The sequence below is a fragment of the Sorangium sp. So ce1153 genome (assembly GCF_051521595.1).
Classification (GTDB): Bacteria; Myxococcota_A; Polyangia; order Polyangiales; family Polyangiaceae; genus Sorangium.
Map to the genome: position 1 here is coordinate 397,104 of NZ_CP150361.1, position 16,041 is coordinate 413,144.

Annotated in this window: 12 protein-coding genes; 4 read left to right on the top strand and 8 right to left on the bottom strand. The window is 68.6% G+C overall.

From position 1 onward, the window contains the following. Positions 1–89 precede the first annotated feature (89 nt). The 5 genes from WME85_RS01405 to WME85_RS01425 form a co-directional block, all read right to left on the bottom strand. Positions 90–2,720, bottom strand: coding sequence for a transglutaminase-like domain-containing protein (locus tag WME85_RS01405; protein WP_437834545.1), 2,631 nt, complete (start codon positions 2,718–2,720; stop codon positions 90–92). 413 nt (positions 2,721–3,133) lie between these two features. After that, entirely contained in the window at positions 3,134–3,631 is a 498-nt protein-coding gene (locus tag WME85_RS01410) for a hypothetical protein (protein ID WP_437834548.1), read from the bottom strand. Positions 3,632–3,635: 4 nt separating this feature from the next. Then, entirely contained in the window at positions 3,636–4,151 is a 516-nt protein-coding gene (locus WME85_RS01415) for a hypothetical protein (RefSeq protein ID WP_437834551.1), read from the bottom strand. Between the two features lie 52 nt (positions 4,152–4,203). Continuing rightward, positions 4,204–4,917 (bottom strand): hypothetical protein, encoded by a 714-nt coding sequence (locus WME85_RS01420; protein ID WP_437834554.1) that lies wholly within the window; start codon positions 4,915–4,917, stop codon positions 4,204–4,206. 336 nt (positions 4,918–5,253) lie between these two features. After that, positions 5,254–5,478: a hypothetical protein gene (locus WME85_RS01425; RefSeq protein ID WP_437834557.1), complete on the bottom strand. Its 225-nt coding sequence runs from the start codon at positions 5,476–5,478 to the stop codon at positions 5,254–5,256. A gap of 213 nt (positions 5,479–5,691) precedes the next feature. Between WME85_RS01425 and WME85_RS01430 the strand changes: the two genes are divergently transcribed. Together WME85_RS01430 and WME85_RS01435 are read left to right on the top strand one after the other, a co-directional pair. Further along, positions 5,692–7,149, top strand: a complete 1,458-nt coding sequence (locus tag WME85_RS01430) for a glycosyl hydrolase family 8 (RefSeq protein ID WP_437834560.1) — start codon at positions 5,692–5,694, stop codon at positions 7,147–7,149. Between the two features lie 146 nt (positions 7,150–7,295). Then, positions 7,296–8,066, top strand: coding sequence for a hypothetical protein (locus WME85_RS01435; protein WP_437834563.1), 771 nt, complete (start codon positions 7,296–7,298; stop codon positions 8,064–8,066). Between the two features lie 109 nt (positions 8,067–8,175). On the opposite strand, the gene WME85_RS01440 is transcribed toward WME85_RS01435, so the two are convergent. Then, the gene (locus WME85_RS01440; protein WP_437834566.1) at positions 8,176–8,574 is read right to left on the bottom strand and encodes a hypothetical protein; all 399 of its coding nucleotides are present in this window, start codon (positions 8,572–8,574) and stop codon (positions 8,176–8,178) included. A gap of 639 nt (positions 8,575–9,213) precedes the next feature. Between WME85_RS01440 and WME85_RS01445 the strand changes: the two genes are divergently transcribed. Together WME85_RS01445 and WME85_RS01450 are read left to right on the top strand one after the other, a co-directional pair. Beyond that, positions 9,214–10,950, top strand: coding sequence for an ABC transporter substrate-binding protein (locus WME85_RS01445; RefSeq protein WP_437834569.1), 1,737 nt, complete (start codon positions 9,214–9,216; stop codon positions 10,948–10,950). A gap of 454 nt (positions 10,951–11,404) precedes the next feature. Further along, positions 11,405–12,595, top strand: coding sequence for a cellulase family glycosylhydrolase (locus WME85_RS01450; protein WP_437834572.1), 1,191 nt, complete (start codon positions 11,405–11,407; stop codon positions 12,593–12,595). Between the two features lie 165 nt (positions 12,596–12,760). Here WME85_RS01450 and WME85_RS01455 read toward each other — a convergent pair whose 3' ends face one another. Together WME85_RS01455 and WME85_RS01460 are read right to left on the bottom strand one after the other, a co-directional pair. Further along, positions 12,761–13,897, bottom strand: a complete 1,137-nt coding sequence (locus WME85_RS01455) for a substrate-binding domain-containing protein (protein WP_437834575.1) — start codon at positions 13,895–13,897, stop codon at positions 12,761–12,763. Between the two features lie 74 nt (positions 13,898–13,971). Next, a complete protein-coding gene (locus WME85_RS01460) occupies positions 13,972–15,270 on the bottom strand; it encodes an ABC transporter substrate-binding protein (RefSeq protein WP_437834578.1) in 1,299 nt (432 codons plus the stop codon). Positions 15,271–16,041 lie beyond the last annotated feature (771 nt).

Here is a 16,041-nt window from a genome sequence, read left to right on the forward strand (position 1 = left end):
GAAAGCGCGGCCCGCTCGGTCGAGCTCCTCGGCTCGGAGCGGCCCCTCCCGTCAGGCTCTGCGCCATGGCGGGAGGGGTCTCGGCAGGATCAGTACTGAAGATCCAGGACGTACTGGACGGAGTCTCCCAGCTTGAGCCTGTCGTCCGGGTTGGGGTAGCCGTCGTCCGGCTGACCGTGGTCGTGGAAGACGACCACGTACGACTCCCCCTCGGGAAGGGGATAGGTCGTCGCCCGGTCCGCGCAGCGCACCGGCACGGACGCGGCCCACCTGGGCGCCACGCCGGGCTCGCTCTCGACGGGGGGACCGTCGGGATCGACGTAGGGCCCCACGCAGAGCACCGGCTGCAGGGTGTTCCCGCCACCCGGCGCCGTCCTGACGGAGACCGCCCTTGCCCCGGTGGTCGCCTTGCTGATGCGATAGACGTCCTTCTCGCCGCGCCCGAGGAAGCCCGTGACGCCGCTCTGCGTCAGCCAGAAGTCCGGTCCAGACTCGTACTGGGCCTGCAGGGACAGGACATCGTCCGCGCCTATGTCGTCCGTGGGGCCCAGCGGATCCCAGGTGACGGTGTTCGTCGTCGTGCCGAGAGGCTTGTATCCCGAGAGGACGAACGTCGCCTTGCCGTACTGCGCCTGCGGCGCGATCCCCTCCGAGTAGCGCTCCCAGAGGTATTGATACGGGGTGCTGCCGGAGGCGTCCGGATTGGTCGCATCGAACACGTACCAGGGGCTCGTGTCGCTGTTCGGGCTCGAGCTGCTGTCCTGCTGCTTGCCGCCGTGATGGGGGACGCCCGGGGTGTACGCCTCCGTGAAGAAGTGGTTCCCCCAGCCGCCGAGGAAGCCCTGGCTGGACACGACCCGGGAGAGGACTCCCGCGCTGCGGGCGATGGCCGCCAGGACCGGAGCGTAGTCGTAGCACTGGGCGCCCATGATGTCGTCGTCCCAGCCGAGCTGCGTGTCGGGCTTCGCGTACTGGAGCGACTCGGCCGGGTCCAGCCGGTCGCTCAGGAAGATGGACGACACGTCGCCCTGATTGGTTGGCTGGCTGTACCGGTACCGCTGCGTGACGAGGCGGTACAGCCGGCGCATGGTCTCGAACTCGCTCGTGGTCCCCTGCGCTGCCGCCACGGCGTGATCCAGGAACGAGAACTTCGACTCGTCTGTCGTCCGGCGGAACGCCGCGGTGAGCTTCGTGTACACGGAGTACGGCGGCGACCACTCGTAGAGCACCGTGAAGTGATCGCGGATGTTGTCCTGATCGGCGCCGTACCCGCCGTTCAGGTCGACGCCGTCCTCGTCCTCGTCGTAGCCGTACGTCTCGAGCTCTGCCTTGGAGATGGCGCCGCTGGCGACGAGCGGGTAGGGGTTGTGGATCGCGTAAAACACGACGTCCTGGCCGATCCGGGCGCCCCCGGGGGTGAAGGCGCGCACGGTGTAGCGTCCGACGGGCGCGTCGCTCGGCACGGTGATCCGCCAGTGCTCGCGGTTCCGGCTGGAGAACGCGCCGCTCGCGAAGATGCCTCCCCGGTAGTCGCCGTCGGCGGGCAGGGACTTCGCCCAGGGCACCTCGGCGCCCGTGGCGTCCGAGATGATCCGCAGCGTCGCGTTCTGGGTGGTGCCGTTCAGGCTCGAGTCCTCGACGGCCACCGAGAACGTGGTGCCGCGGCGGACGGGCGGCGGGCGGACCCCGTTCGTGACGGTGGCGCCCTGCGCGAAGGCCACGCCCTCGCTCCAGGCGTCGTAGTCGCCCGTGCGCATCGCGCCCTGGTAGAGGAACTGGACCCGGTCCCAGCTCGTCCTGGTGCCCGCCGGCGCGAAGCTCTTCTCGCTGACGCCGAACCAGAACTTGGCAGGGTTGTAGGCGCTCGCGGCCAGCGAGAACTCGAGCGTGTGCTCCGCCGCGTTCAGCTGCCCGAGCGGGAAGTTGTAGCGGCCCTGGTCGAACCCGCGGCGATAGAGCAGGTTGCCGTTCACCTTCACGTTGTCGGCATAGGCGAACTGGCTGGGATCGGTGTTCCGGTAGGCGCCTCCCTTGAAGAACACCTGGGACGCCGAGCTGTCCACGGCGACCTTGGCGCGGACCTGCACGGCGGCGCTCGCGGGGTCGACCCACACGATCTTCAGGGAGTTCCCGGAGACGTCCGTGGCCTTGAAGCTCTGGGTGCGGCCCGCGTTCGGGGCGACGTAGCTGAACTCGAAGCGATACCAGCCCTGGCGTGAGCTCGAGAGCTCGTACACCTGCTGGCCGCTGCTGTTCGAAAGCGTCTGCTGGGTCTGGTCCGGCTCTCCCGGGCGCGAGGTGACCTTGACGGACTCGAACCTGTGGCTCGTGTCCACCTGTCCCGCCGACGTCTTCGCGGCGAGCTCGAACCGGATCCGCTCTCCGTTCGCGTCGGGTTGATAGACGTGGACGACCTGCGAGAAGGTCCCCGAGCCGGAGAACGTCTCCTCGACGGATTTGATGTAGACCCTGCCAGGGACCTCGAGGGCTCGGATGGGCGCCAGGGTCTTCTGGAGAGCTTCGTCCGGGATCGTGGGGATGCTCGTGAGCTCCTGAGCAGAGGTCTCGACCGGGGTCTCGAGCGCGAGCTCGTCGTCGGCGCACCCGACGACCAGGCCGAGGGCCCCGAGGAGCAAGAGGGCCAGCGCGTCGCCGTGACGGGCGGCGCGCCGGGCGCGACGAGACGTGACGTGCGTCGATGAGATGCTGTTGTCCAACATACTGCCTTTCTCGGAGACGCTGGGCTCGCGCGCGGGCAGGCAGGCAGACGGAGGGCGGGCATACGGCGTGAGAGGCCCATCGCGGCGAGCCAGCTCGCCCGCGGGCACGCGGCGCCCAGCGTAGGTTCGACGGACATGTGGATCATTGTAAATAGATCTTCCAAATCGAATGCTGCATGTCCGTCATGCACCCTGTGCATCTCGTCACCCTGGCGTCGCGCGGGCGTGAGCGCCGCGGCGCTGGCGTGCGGTCCGCCGCGCTCTCGCGCGCTCGGCGGCGTGGGGGGCCGCCCGCGCCGTACTCCGGTGTGGAGTCAGGCCGTGAGTACGTGGACTGTAGGGGCCCAGCGTGGGTGCAGCTGCGGCCACCTGCCGCGGCGTCCCCGCGGCGGGACGGCCGCCCTCACGCTCGCTTACTCGTAATCGCGGCGCAGCGCCTCGTAGAACGCGTCGCTCATGAGGTAATCTGCCCACCACGGCTCGACCGGCGTCGCGCCACGGCGCTGCTGGAAGAGCACCAGATCGTCCAGCTCGCCGTCGTACCAGCCCCACAGGAACCGGGCGCGCAGCACGTCCACGTTTCGCCGGCGGAGCTCGACCACCGCGTCCTCCAGGGACTCGTCGTCGAACTCGTCGACCAGCGCCTCCGCCTCGTCGATGATCTCGCCGAGGTAGGCCAGCCCCTTCTTGGTGATCTCGAACCGCGCCTTGCGGCGGTTGACCTCGACGAGGTCCGCGTTCACGAGCTCCTGCAGGACGTCCTGCAGCGGGCTCAGCTCGGACGGCAGCACGAGGGGCATCTCCATGCCTCCGTCGGCGGGCTTCAGGTCCATCTTCTTCAGCACGTAGATGCCGGCATAGACCAGCTTCTGCTCGCGCGACACGATCGGCTGGTTGCGTCCTTCGAACATCGTCTCACTCCGCGATGCGCCAGGCCTCCGCCTCGAGGCGGATGCGCCGGCGACCGTCTGCGTCGGTGTCGAGCCACGCGTCGACGTCGCCGTCGGCGTAGTACACGGGGGTGCGCCCCGCCGCCTCCGGCCGCCGGACGCGCGCGGCGTGGGGGTTGCACATGGCGAGCACGATGGCGCGCTCGCCGGAGAACGCGGCCGGCAGCCAGCGCTCGAGGAACGCCGACAGGAGCACGGTCACCGAGTAGTCCTTGGCGACCTCCTCGACGAAGAACTCGAGCTCCACGTCGTCGGGCAGCGCCTCCGGCTCCTCCGCGGCGTGCACCGCCACGACGAGCGCGTCGGTCACCCGGACCGGCTCCCGAGCCGCGCGGCCGTCCAGCCAGAGGTCGGCCACCTGGCACCAGCCGAACTGCGTGGACTCCACGTCCGGCTCGTCGCGGTGCTGCTCGAGGTTCAGCAGCTCCAGCGCGGGACGGCAGCGGAACGGAAGCTCGGAGATGCTTCGCAGGGGCTGCATCGCGGCGGGTGGTGGGTGGCAGGCGGCGGGCGGCGGGCGATGGCGCGCGCGGCTACGCGACGAGGCGCTCGGGCCTGCGGCCGCGTTCGCCGCGGCGGACGCCGAAGCGCGAGCCAGCGCCGGACCTGCCGCTCCCGAAGCGGCTGCCGCCAGCGTTGTTGTAGCGCCGCCCGGTCTGCGACGACTTGCTGTTGTTGACGCTGGACGGATTCGAGGCGCGGTACGCCTCGCGGTGGGATCGCAGGTCCGTCGCGCGGTTCGGCGGCGTGGTGTACGGCTGCGAGTACACCGGCACGTAATTCGGGCGCAGCGCCGAAGACACCATGGCGCCGAGGAGCATGCCCGACGCCAGGCCCATCACCGGCGAGTGGTAGTACCCGAAGGCGCCGTACCCGGACGTCTGCATCTGCGCGGCGCCCTCGCCCGAGACGTCGCGGCGGATCGTGAACACCTTCTCGGGGTCCTGCACGCCGCCGTCGCCGTTCTTGTCGAAGAACCCGGTGACGACCTGCGTCTTGGCGTCCAGGTCCTGCACGGCCACGCTGATGACCTCGCTCCCCTGGTAGATCTCGTTGACGCGCCGCTCGAAGTCCTCGGGCCCCTCGGCCGTCTTGTAGGCTTCGTTGACCTTGTCGAAGTCGAGCTCGACGGTGGTGTTCTCGGTGGTCGCCCACCGGTCCTTGGACGGTCCGCCGTTGCCGCAGCCGGAGGCCACGACGCCGAGGGCTGTCAAGAGCACGATGGGCAGGGTGGTCTTCGTCATCATCTGGATGTTCTTGTCTGGGGCCGTGGGGGGGCTCTGTCAAGCAGGCGCCGGGCCCGGCGCCGGGAGCCCGCGGGCGCCCCCGGAGGAGCGTAAGCACGAGAACACGCGACGTGAGGGGCGTCGCGCAAGATCCTCGAGGGGCGCGGCGCGTCAGCGCACGCGCGCCGGCCGGTAGTGGTCTCATTTGCCCAGAGAGAGTTCACATGAAGGCGGGAAGGCGGGAAGATCATTGAGCTTTTCTTCCCGCCCTCCCGCCTTCATGTTCAAATCCGACCACCACCCGCCGGCCGGAGCGCCCGCCGGGGGGGGCGATCGCGCGTTGCAGGCTGGCGCGGCTCAGAACGGCGGGTCGTCGTCGTCGGGCGGCGTCGGACGATGGCCCGGCGCACGGGAGGCGGCGCCGTGCGGCCCGCGGTCGAGGCTCGACGTCCCCGGAGCGTCTGGATTTCCTTCTCCCCCGGCAGCGCCGCCCCGATCGCGGCGCTCTGCGTCGCTCGAGAGCGGGACCGTCAGCCCGAGCTGGGTGACCGGTGGGCCCACGAGCGACGTCGTTTTTTGCACGAATCGAGAATGCCACTGGTTTATATGACCCTCACGACCAGCAGCGCCCGGGCCAGCGTGTCATGAATTTTTTCGAATTTGCTCGAGCTTGGTGATCCGGCGCGTCGCCGAAATTTGCGAGCATAACATACGTGGACTCGTCAACGATGTTCACGCCGAGCGCGTCTCCGACAGGATGCGAGCTCGCCAACGAGGGCAGTGATGAACTTGCGAATGCTAACGTTTCCGGTCGTATCGTCATGGTTTGCTTTCACGGTGATCGCCTGCGCGCCCAGCAACCAAGGCAGCCAGGTCGGCTCTCCCGGTCAGGCGAGCGCCGTCAGCCCGGCCAGCAGCGTCGCTCAGGAAAGCACCTCGACTCAGAGCGGCGCGGCGCCGGCGCCCGCGGCGGCGGAGCCCGCGCCCCAGCGGCCACCGCTCCGGCCTGCTGCGAAAGGCGCATACTCCACGGGTGAGTATCGCAATCTGTTCGCCGAGCTGGGACACAAGCCCGCCGAGATCGACGCCAAGATCGCGAAGGCCTACGAACAGCTGTTCCACGGCGACCCCAAGGAACAAGCCGTCCTGTTCGCGGCGGGGAAGAACGCGGACGGTCCCAAGGCGTACATCATGGACATCGGGAACGGCGACGTCCGCTCCGAAGGGATGTCGTACGGCATGATGATCGCCGTGCAGGTCGATCGAAAAGACGACTTCGATGCTCTGTGGAACTGGGCCAAGTCGCACATGGTTCACGCCGAGCCGCGCCACCCCGGCTTCGGCTACTTCTCCTGGCAGATGCGCCCGGACGGCACGGCCATCGATGAGAACCCCGCTCCCGACGCGGAAGAGTATTTCGCCACGGCGCTCCTGTTCGCGTCCCACCGCTGGGGGAACGGCAAGGGGATCTACGACTACCGGAAGGAGGCCTTGAACCTGCTCGGCGCGATGAAGAACCGCAAGTCCATCACCGGGACGGTCAATGCGGGCAAGCGCAAGGCCACGTTGCTCTCGCTCTTCAACGCCGAACACAAGATGGTGCGGTTCACGCCTGATCAGGATAACTTCGCGAAGAACGGCGATCACACCGATCCGTCGTATCACCTGCCCGCGTTCTACGAGCTCTGGGCGCTCTGGGGCCCCGAGGCGGATCGTTCGTTCTGGGCCGAAGCGGCCAAGGCGAGCCGCGATTACTTCATCAAGACGACCCACCCGAAGACCGGGCTTGCTCCGGATTACGCCAACTTCGACGGCACCCCCAAGGCTGCCTCCTGGGACGCGGGGACCGCGAACTTCCGTTACGACGCGTTCCGCACCGCGATGAACTGGTCGGTGGACGCGGCGTGGTGGGCGAAGGATCCGCGGGAGACCGAGCTGAGCGACCGGATCCTCGCCTTCTTCGAGTCACAGGGGCCCAAGTACAAGGCCAACTTCACCCTCGACGGCAAGCCGATCGTCGAGCACGACTCGCTCGGGCTCGTGTCGATGAACGGCGTCGCGGCGCTGGCCGCTACCCATCCGCGGGCCTGGAATTTCGTGGAAGACGTGTATCAGCGCGAGGCGCCTACCGGCAAGTGGCGGTACTATGACGGCATGCTCTACACGATGTCCTTGCTGCACTTGAGCGGGAAATTCCGCGTCATCATGCCGCCAGCGCAGCCCGCGGCGTCTGCTGCTGCAAGCAAGAACTAGCCCGCCAGGCGTGCGGGCGGTGTCGCGCGGGCGCTCGGATCACTCCTGGGGTCGCGGGCGCCCGACGACGAGCGGCTCGACCCGAACGCCCCCACGCCGGCTGGACAGCACGTCGTCCCTTCATTTCTCCAGCTCCGTCTGACACCGTGCGGCCCTCTCGCCGCGCTGTCCCGGCGCGGCTCGCAGGAGATGCCGGATGCGCTCGATCCTGTCCACGTTGCTCCACTCCGCCTCTGTCGGCGCCTGCCCTCCTGCCGAGCTCCGCATTCTACGAGTTCATCCCTGCCGACGAGCTCGACGCCGAGCGCCCATCGGTCCGGCGCATCGACGAGCTCTCCGAGGGCGAGCGGTACGAGCTCGTCGTCACGACCCACGGCGGTCTGTACCGCTATCGGATGGGCGACGTGATCGAGGTCGCGCGCCACCACCGTCGCGCGCCGGTGGTGGCGTTCATCTACCGGCGAGGGAGCCTGCTCAACATCGCCGGCGAGAAGACGTCCGAGCACGCGCTCCTTCACGCCCTGGACCGGGCGCTGTCGGAGGAGGCCCTCGGGCTCGTGGACTTCTCGACGATGGAAGATGCCGAGTCCGCGCCCAAGCGCTACGTGATCTTCGTCGAGCTCACCGAGGACAGCCGGCCCGCGTCCGTCGAGCGGCTCGCCGCGCGGCTCGAAGAGGCGCTCTGCGAGGCCAACCCCCATTACGCCACCCTCCGGGGGCGCCTCGGTCCGCTCTCGCTCCGCCTCGTGCGGCCGGGGACGTTCCGTGAGCTGCGCGCGCTCATGAGCCGCCGCGGCGCCTCGCCCAGCCAGGTGAAGGTGCCGCGCGTGGTGACCGAGGGGCCGCTGGCAGAGCTCCTGATGGAGCGCCGCGACGTCGCGCCGGAGCCCGCGGGCCGGCCCGGTTCACCGGCATAAGACAACGTGAAGAAGCACGCTTACCCGCAGGCCAGGCCCCTCCGTAGGCCTGGACCATGCACGAGCCGAGCGCGGGCCAGGTGGTCGCCGAGCTGCGCGCACGCATCGGCTACGTCAGTCGTCGGAGGCCCACCGCAGCAAGCGCCCCACCGACCGCAACGGGGAGGAGTGCTTTCCATGAAAACTCGGGATGTGTCGCGTGCGTGGCGTCGAGGTAAAATACGATGCCGGCGAGCAGTGCGATGACGCCGCCGATGATCAGGCAGAGGTAGGCACCAAGCCGCTGCCAGACGGAGAGCGTCGGCCTGGGCGCGGTGGCCGCCGGCGTGAGCTGGGGTAGCGCCAGGCGCCGCAAGGCGACCATGGCGGCCGGAGCTCCGACCCACAGGAGACCGAACCCTTCGAGGAGCGGTATCCGAGAGAGCGCGCCAGCCACTGCCAAGCCGAGGAGCGCTGCAGGTACATCCCAGAAGTGCAGCGTCGGATTCCTCTCGTTCACGTTTGCCATGCTCACCTGCCTGCCAGATTCCATCTTGTGGCGGAGGACGGCTCGGGGCAGCACACTTCAGGCGCCTTCACGCCAGATGCCCCTGATGTGGTCCTCATGTCGTGATTGCTCCGCCCGCCCAGCGCACAAGTTGAGCTGGGCAGCTCACGAGAGTCGAGGCGAAGCCGAAGCCTACGCTGCCGCCCGCGTCAGCTGCAACGCCATGTCAGGATTCCGCCGCGCCGCGGGCCAGCCGCCACGGATGCCCGGGACGACACACGGCGAGCCCCGAGGCGAGCCAGAGCAGAGATCGGCACCGCCCCGGCCGGCGGCCCGCGAGCCCCCGGCAGCGGCACGAAGCGCGGGAACACGTGGAGCACCCGACCGTGGCCTGGCTACCCGCCGGGGCTACCCCGACCTCGGCCGGATCGCTCCAGGCGTCCCGCGCCGGACGACGGGGATGGAACGCGCGAAGGCAGCCAGGCGTGCGCGTTGACATCGCTCAACTTAACCGATAAAGCGGAAGGGCGATGTCGAGCATGGCACGGGGACCTCGTGCGGTCGTCCCTCGTTCTTTGTATGCGGTGCCACGGCGCCGCGTGCTGTCACGGTAACGGAGCGTCGCGGGGACCCGAGGTCGCCCGCGCGGAGAGGCTTGTCATGAAGACTGGACTGATGCCGCGACGCATCTTCTTCCTGTCGGCGCTGGTGCTTTCCGCCAGCGCCGCAGCGGGCTGCTCTTCCAAGGAAGGAGCCGAGGCGGCCCGCGGCGCTCGCGGCGCTCCAGAGGCGTCGGCGGCGCCCGCGGCGAAGGGCCCCGCGGCGAAGGGCCCCGCGATGGTCACGATCTCGAGGGAGCAGCAGGCGTCCTGGGTGCGGAACTTCAACCCCCTGCTCTCCGAGGGGAGCGTGCGCTTCCCGACGCTCGCCGGCATCTACGAGCCGATGCTCATCTTCAACACGATGAAGGGCGAGTACACGCCGTGGCTCGCGACAAAGTACGCGTGGAGCGACGGGAACAAGAAGCTCACCTTCACGACCCGCCCCGGCGTCAAGTGGTCGGATGGGCAGGCGTTCTCGGCGAGGGACGTGGCGTTCACGTTCGAGCTCCTGAAGAAGCACCCAGCGCTCGACCTCTCGGGCGTGTGGAAGTTCGTGGAGTCGGTGAAGGCGGCGGACGACGCGACCGTCGAGTTCGCGCTGAAGCGGCCCTACGTCCCGGGGCTCAGCTACATCGGCCACCAGCCGATCGTGCCGGAGCACAAGTGGAAGGACGTCGCCGACCCGGTCACGTTCTCGAACGAGAACCCCGTGGCGACAGGGCCGTTCACCGAGGTGAAGGTCTTCCAGAACCAGGTGTACGAGCTCGGCAAGAACCCGAACTACTGGCAGGCAGGGAAGCCGGCCGTCGACGGGCTCCGCTTCCCGGCGTACCCGGGCAACGACCAGATCAGCCTCGCGATCATCAACGGCGAGGTCGACTGGGCAGGCGCGTTCGTCCCCGAGATCGAGAAGGTCTACGTCGCCAAGGATCCGGCGAACCACCATTACTGGTTCCCGCTCGTCGGCGGCATGGCCACGCTGTACGCGAACACCACGAAGAAGCCGTTCGACGATGCGCGCGTGCGCAAGGCGATCAGCATGGGCATCGATCGGGAGCAGATCGTGAAGATCGCGGCCAACAACTACACCCAGCCGGCGGACGCGACCGGGCTCGACGACTCCTACGAGCGCTGGCGCAACCCGAAGGCCGTGGCCGCGGGCGACTGGGTGAAGCTCGACGTGGCGAAGGCGAAGCAGCTCCTCGACGAGGCCGGGTACGCCGCGGGCCCGGACGGGATCCGGGCGAAGGACGGCAAGCCGATGCGCTTCGAGATCAACGTCGTCACCGGCTGGTCCGACTGGGTCCGCGCGGTCCAGATCATCACGCAGAACCTGAAGCAGCTCGGCATCGACGCGTCGCTCAAGACGTACGACTTCAGCGCGTTCTTCGAGGCGCTCCAGAAGGGCACGTTCGACATGTCGATGGGGTGGACGATCGTCGAGCCCACCCCGTACAACTACTACCGCGAGCTCATGTCCGCCGAGCTCGTGAAGCCCGTCGGCGAGTCGAGCGCGCGCAACTGGCACCGCTACGGCGACAAGGAGGCCGACAAGCTGCTCCAGCAGTTCGAGTCGGCGACGGACTTCGCCGAGCAGAAGCGCATCCTCGACGCGGTGCAGATGCTCTACGCGCAGAACGCGCCGGTGCTGCCGCTCTTCAAGAACCCGTCCTGGGGCGAGTACAACACGAAGCGCTTCACCGGCTTCCCCACCAGGGAGAACCCGTACGCGAAGCTGTCGCCGAACAACCCGCCGGAGTACCTGCTCGTCCTGACCGAGCTCAGGCCGAAGTGACTCGAGTCGAGTCCGGCGGTAAATTTGCCGTGGCTCTGATGGCGGGCAGCCCCTTCAAAGCGCTGGACTCTGAACCGTTTAAGTGCTCTCCTTGGGGCACTTCCCTCGCACCTCGGATCACGTCGTAGGGGTAGCTCGCGCGTGCATGCGCGGCCGGGTGCGCGGTTTCTTGGTTTCTTGGTTTCTTGGTTTCTTGTCGACCCGCGGACGGAATGGGTCCTCTCCTCGCCGTGCGTCCCTCTCAGGCCTGGCCCTGTCGAGGGTGACCCGCGCGAAGGCCGCGACGCGGCGCGGGGCGCGAGGGCTCCTGGCAGCCTGCAGAAGGAGCAGGAGTCGCCGTGAGAGCACGCACGATCGAGGCTGTACGTCCGCAGGTGCAATCAGGAGAGAGGCAAAGGAGATCACCATGCGCGTTCTTCATGGGTCGGTAGCTGGTTGGGTCGGTGCAGCCCTCATGGCGTTGGGCCTCTCCGTGGGCTGCGGAGACGACTCGGACGACCAGCAGGGCTCGGGGCAGGAGACGACCGGAGCGGGCGGGGACGCGTCCGGCACCGGCGGCGGGGCCACCGGCGCCACGTCCGGCTCCGGGGGCGACGCCTCGGGCAGCGGCGCCACGACGGGCACGGGCGCCACGACCGGCACGGGCGCCGCGACCGGCACGGGCGCCACGACAGGCACGGGCGCCACGACGGGCACGGGCGCCGGGGGCGGGGAGGTCGAGGAGTCGACGGGGTTCTCCGTGCGCGGCCGCTTCCTCCACGACCGCTGCGGCGAGAAGGTGCTGCTCCGGGGCGTCAACGAGATGGTCGTGTGGCTCTCATCGGGGCCCGACGGCTTGCCGGAGTTCGAGGAGATCGCGAAGACCGGCGCCAACACGGTGCGGATCGTCTGGCTCGCCACGGAATCCGCGGCGGGGCTGGATCAGGCCATCACGAACGCGCTCTCGCAGAAGCTCATCCCCATCGTCGAGCTGCACGACGCCACGGGGAAATGGGAGCTCCTGCCGACCCTGGTCGACTACTGGACGCGCTCGGACGTCGTCGCCGTGATCAAGAAGCACGAGCAGAACCTGCTCGTGAACATCGGCAACGAGGTCGGGGACCAGGTGGACAACGCGGCGTGGGAGGCGGGCTACAAGCAGGCGATCACCCGGATGCGCGAGGCTGGCATCACGGTGCCGCTCATCATCGACGCCTCCAAGTGGGGGCAGAACATCGACCAGCTCCAGGCCGTCGGCCCCGCGCTCGTCGCGCACGACCCCAACATCCTGCTCAGCGTCCACATGTGGTGGACGGACGGGAGCGGGGCCACGATCACGAAAGAGCTCGAGGAGTCCGTGGCGCTGAACCTGCCTTTGATGGTCGGCGAGTTCGCGCAGCACGCCGTGTACGAGTGCGGCCAGCACCCGTTCGATTACAAGACCCTCCTCGCCAAGAGCGTCGAGCTCGAGGTGGGGTGGCTCGCCTGGTCGTGGGGCGCCGTCGAGAACGGCGACTGCAAGGACGACGGGCCGTTCGACATGACGACCGACGGGACCTTCGCGGGGCTCACCGGCTGGGGCCGCGAGGTCGCGGTGACCGACCCGAACAGCATCCAGAAGACCTCGGTGCGCCCGCACTCCATCGAGACCGGCTCCTGCAGGTAGCGCGACGCCGGCGGGGTGAGACGCCGCCGGCGACGCGTACCGCGATCTGCCCTCCGTGCGGTCCGACGCGACCGCACGGCGGGCCTGCGCCAGGGTTCGAGCAACGCTGACGCCGAGCGCCGAGCAGCGAGCGCCGAGCGAGGGCTTCCCCGCGTCACGACACCGCTACTGCTCCGCGCCGATCGAGTCGAGGAAGTCGTTGAAGGCGTCGACCTTCTCCGCCGGGACGACGTCGACGCCGAGGTCGAACCGGCTCTCTCCGACCAGCTGCGGCGCGAGGACCGCCCTGGTCGCGTCGAGTCCGATGTTCTTGATGCCGTAGGCGATATAGGGCCCGAGGTACCCCGTGTAGTACTGCCGCTGGACGTGCGTGGCCTTGATGCGACCCTCGCGCATGTGGCCCACGGTCTCCGGCTCGAAGTCGAAGCCGACGATGGGGAGGTCCGTCGCGCCCGCGGCGTCTGCAGCCGCCGGGCACCGGTACGAGACGGCGAAGAGGCCGATCAGGCCCACGACGGGCGGGTCCGCGGCCTCGATCTCGGCGCCCATCGACGCGATGTCCTCGGCTTCGTCCATGAAGTTGATCGGGTGTACGAGCACGCCGTAGCCGGCTTCCTCGAACACGCGCTGGGCAGCCTGGGTTCGGGCCACGCCATCGACCCAGGTCGGGTCGTCGGTGCCGTGGATCATCACCGTACCCGGGGCCTCGGGCAGCATGGCGAGCAGCGTCCTCCCTGCCGTGGCCCCGGCAGAATCGTTGTCGATCCCGACGTAGATCGAGCGCCTGGAGCTCGCCAGGTCGGTCTCGAGCGTCACCACGGGGATCCCGCTCGCGGCAGCCTCGTCGAGAGAGGGCACGTTGCCTTCGCCGAAGGGCGAGATGGCGATCCCCTCGGCGCCCTCCGCCACCGCCTGTTCTATCTGTAGAGTCTGGAGCTCCATGTCCTTCTGCTGATCGCCCGAGTACTCGGTGGGCCCGAGCACGTTCCCCCTTACCCTCCCGGCGGCGCTGAGCTCCCCCATGGCGCGCTTCGCGCCCGTGGCGATCGGCGCAAAGAAGCCGCGGAGGGACTTCATCAACACCGTCAGCTGCATCGGCTGGATCGAGTTCTCGTTGATCTCGGCGACGAGATTGTCGATGGTCGCCTCGACCTCCACCGGAGTGAACTCGTTCTGGGGAACCGGCTCCCGCTCGATCGGCCTGGCTTCCGGCCCTGCGTCGGTCGTGTCGCTCGCGCCGCAGGCCGCCGTCATCAGCGTGAGGCTGAAGGCCGCCGTCCAGATCCGTCCAGTCATCGTCATGAGACCCCTCCTGACATGTGGCTTCGTTCGGTCGCGCGCGGTACCCCTGCGCGCAGCTCGATCCTGGGGCGAGCTCATCGCCCGGGCTTGCACGGGACGGGAACGGGGGCGAGATCGACGAAGGCGTCGCCGTCGACGGTCCACGTCTGCATGAAATCATGCTGGTTCGCCCCTTGCTCGTCGAACTCGTATTCGGCGGCTGCCCCGACGTATCGGACAGGGCTCCCCGCGCGGAGCTCGGCCATCGCCGCCCCCAGGTCTCGCCACGAGGCCGCTTCGTGGTCTGGGCTGCTCAGCTCGCGGATGATGTTCTTCAGCTCGTATGCGGATGAAGGGAGCGCTCCGCGCGCCGCCTGTGCGTACGCGAGGCCCATCGCGATGAGGACGACGCCGTCGTAATAGAAGTGGGCTGCGGGCAGCGGCGCTTCGTCCCACCTGCGGGAGAAGTGCCCGATGAAAGCCTCGGCGTTCCCGGTCGTGCAGTCGACCGTCTCCTGGCCCTCGTCCACGACGCGGCACTCGCTCCGCAGGCTGAGCGAAGGCGAGACCCCGAGATGTCCATCGAGGGTGCCTTTGGGGATGTTGGCGAGGAGCACCTCGGTGCGCAGCGCCGGGCCGAGGAGCCAGGTGCCCGGGCGTCCGGAGACGGTCCATTCGGTCACGATGGTCGAGGCGGTGGCGGGATAGGCGGCCAGGAGCGTGCGGCCGGCGTGCGCGGCGAAGGCGGACTCGATCTTGTCCGTATAGGTCTGCTCGCCAGACGTGAACGACACCGAGGCGAGGACCCTCCGCCCGAGCGACGAGAAGATGGTCGTGAACTCGCTGCTGACGCTGGCGTTGTAGTCGTCCTGCGCGGCGAGGCTATTCACCGTCTCGACGCCCTCGCGAACGGCGGATCTCGCCAGCACGCAGCCGACGGCGAAGGGGGAAGGGGCGAGACGCATCGAGCCTCCCCTCGGGTCGCTGCGCACACCGAAGGGCGCGGCGTAACCGGGCAACATGTGGAACACATCGCGCGCCTTCACGTCCGGCGCGATCTGGAGCGCGAGCTGGTTCTCCTCGGGCCCCACCAGGTAGGCGACGCGGTCGGTGTAGATCAGCTCGAGCAGCTGATCGGACCCTCGCTCCGGGCTAGAATGGCTGTCTCTGAGCACGAGGTCGAACGGCTTCCCGTCGAGCCCGCCCGCGGCGTTCAGGTCGTGAACCGCGAGCAACATCGCCTCCTCGAGGTTGCGGCCTATGGCCGACTCGCTACCGGAGAAGGGCAAAAGGGCGCCGATGACGACCGCACCCTCGGGGTGCTCGGGCGCTGCCGGCGAGCACGAGAGCAGGGAGGCGAGCCCCACGAGCAGGCTCGTCCGGGGGCAACGCATGCGTCGGCAGCGACAGGCGATCCCCGTGCCGGCTCCACGGGAGCGACGCGACGCGGTAGGAAGCCTTGGATACATGCGCGACCTCCATAACAGGCCATCACATCGACGACCGGCCTGTCAAGGTGGTGTGCAATACAACCATGCAGATCTGTAGTGGAGACTCACGCCGAGCTGAAGTGGAGATGCGGAGAACACGATCCATGCTTGGAGACCGGGGGCCCTGTACGCGGCTCGCGGCTCGTCAGCCGAGAGGTGAGCGCGGTCGCGAGAGGACAGGCCCTCCTCCGCGGGGGGGTGGGCGGCATCACGAACGGGGTTGGAACGAGCGCGCCGTCTCCGGCAGCCCGAGCGTCACCAGCGGGGCGGGGTCAGCCCCGGAGCGAGCCCGGCCAACCTGCAGCACGGGTTCAGCAACATCGCGAAAGACCGCCCGCACACCCGGGAGACAGCGAGCATTGCGCCATCAGCCATTCGACGATGGCCGAGGAGCGCTGAGCGTCGAGCGCATGGCCGCCTTCGACACCTGAGGTGTTGGAGGCTCTCTCCTGCATCAGCGGCGAGAAAGGCTGGCTTGGCAGAGCGTTGTGCCGGGGCAAGCGACGATGACATTCGCATTCTCGCGATTGTACATCAGAGATGGCGGCCCCTTTCCTGGCGAGGGCGACCGGGGCTCGTCGCCGGTCCGGTGGGCATGGGCCAGTGACCGGAGCGCCGTCACCCGGGGCGCTCGTTCACAGTTGAGCAAGCGCTCGCTCATCGCGCACGGCGCTG

Bases quoted from the DNA above. Each gene is read 5' to 3' on its own strand.
- WME85_RS01450 (WP_437834572.1), top strand. From the start codon at position 11,405: ATGGCGTTGGGCCTCTCCGTGGGCTGCGGAGACGACTCGGACGACCAG.
- WME85_RS01405 (WP_437834545.1), bottom strand. From the start codon at position 2,720: ATGTTGGACAACAGCATCTCATCGACGCACGTCACGTCTCGTCGCGCC.
- WME85_RS01430 (WP_437834560.1), top strand. From the start codon at position 5,692: ATGCTAACGTTTCCGGTCGTATCGTCATGGTTTGCTTTCACGGTGATC.
- WME85_RS01455 (WP_437834575.1), bottom strand. From the start codon at position 13,897: ATGACGATGACTGGACGGATCTGGACGGCGGCCTTCAGCCTCACGCTG.
- WME85_RS01410 (WP_437834548.1), bottom strand. From the start codon at position 3,631: ATGTTCGAAGGACGCAACCAGCCGATCGTGTCGCGCGAGCAGAAGCTG.
- WME85_RS01420 (WP_437834554.1), bottom strand. From the start codon at position 4,917: ATGATGACGAAGACCACCCTGCCCATCGTGCTCTTGACAGCCCTCGGC.
- WME85_RS01460 (WP_437834578.1), bottom strand. From the start codon at position 15,270: ATGCGTTGCCCCCGGACGAGCCTGCTCGTGGGGCTCGCCTCCCTGCTC.
- WME85_RS01440 (WP_437834566.1), bottom strand. From the start codon at position 8,574: ATGGCAAACGTGAACGAGAGGAATCCGACGCTGCACTTCTGGGATGTA.
- WME85_RS01445 (WP_437834569.1), top strand. From the start codon at position 9,214: ATGAAGACTGGACTGATGCCGCGACGCATCTTCTTCCTGTCGGCGCTG.
- WME85_RS01415 (WP_437834551.1), bottom strand. From the start codon at position 4,151: ATGCAGCCCCTGCGAAGCATCTCCGAGCTTCCGTTCCGCTGCCGTCCC.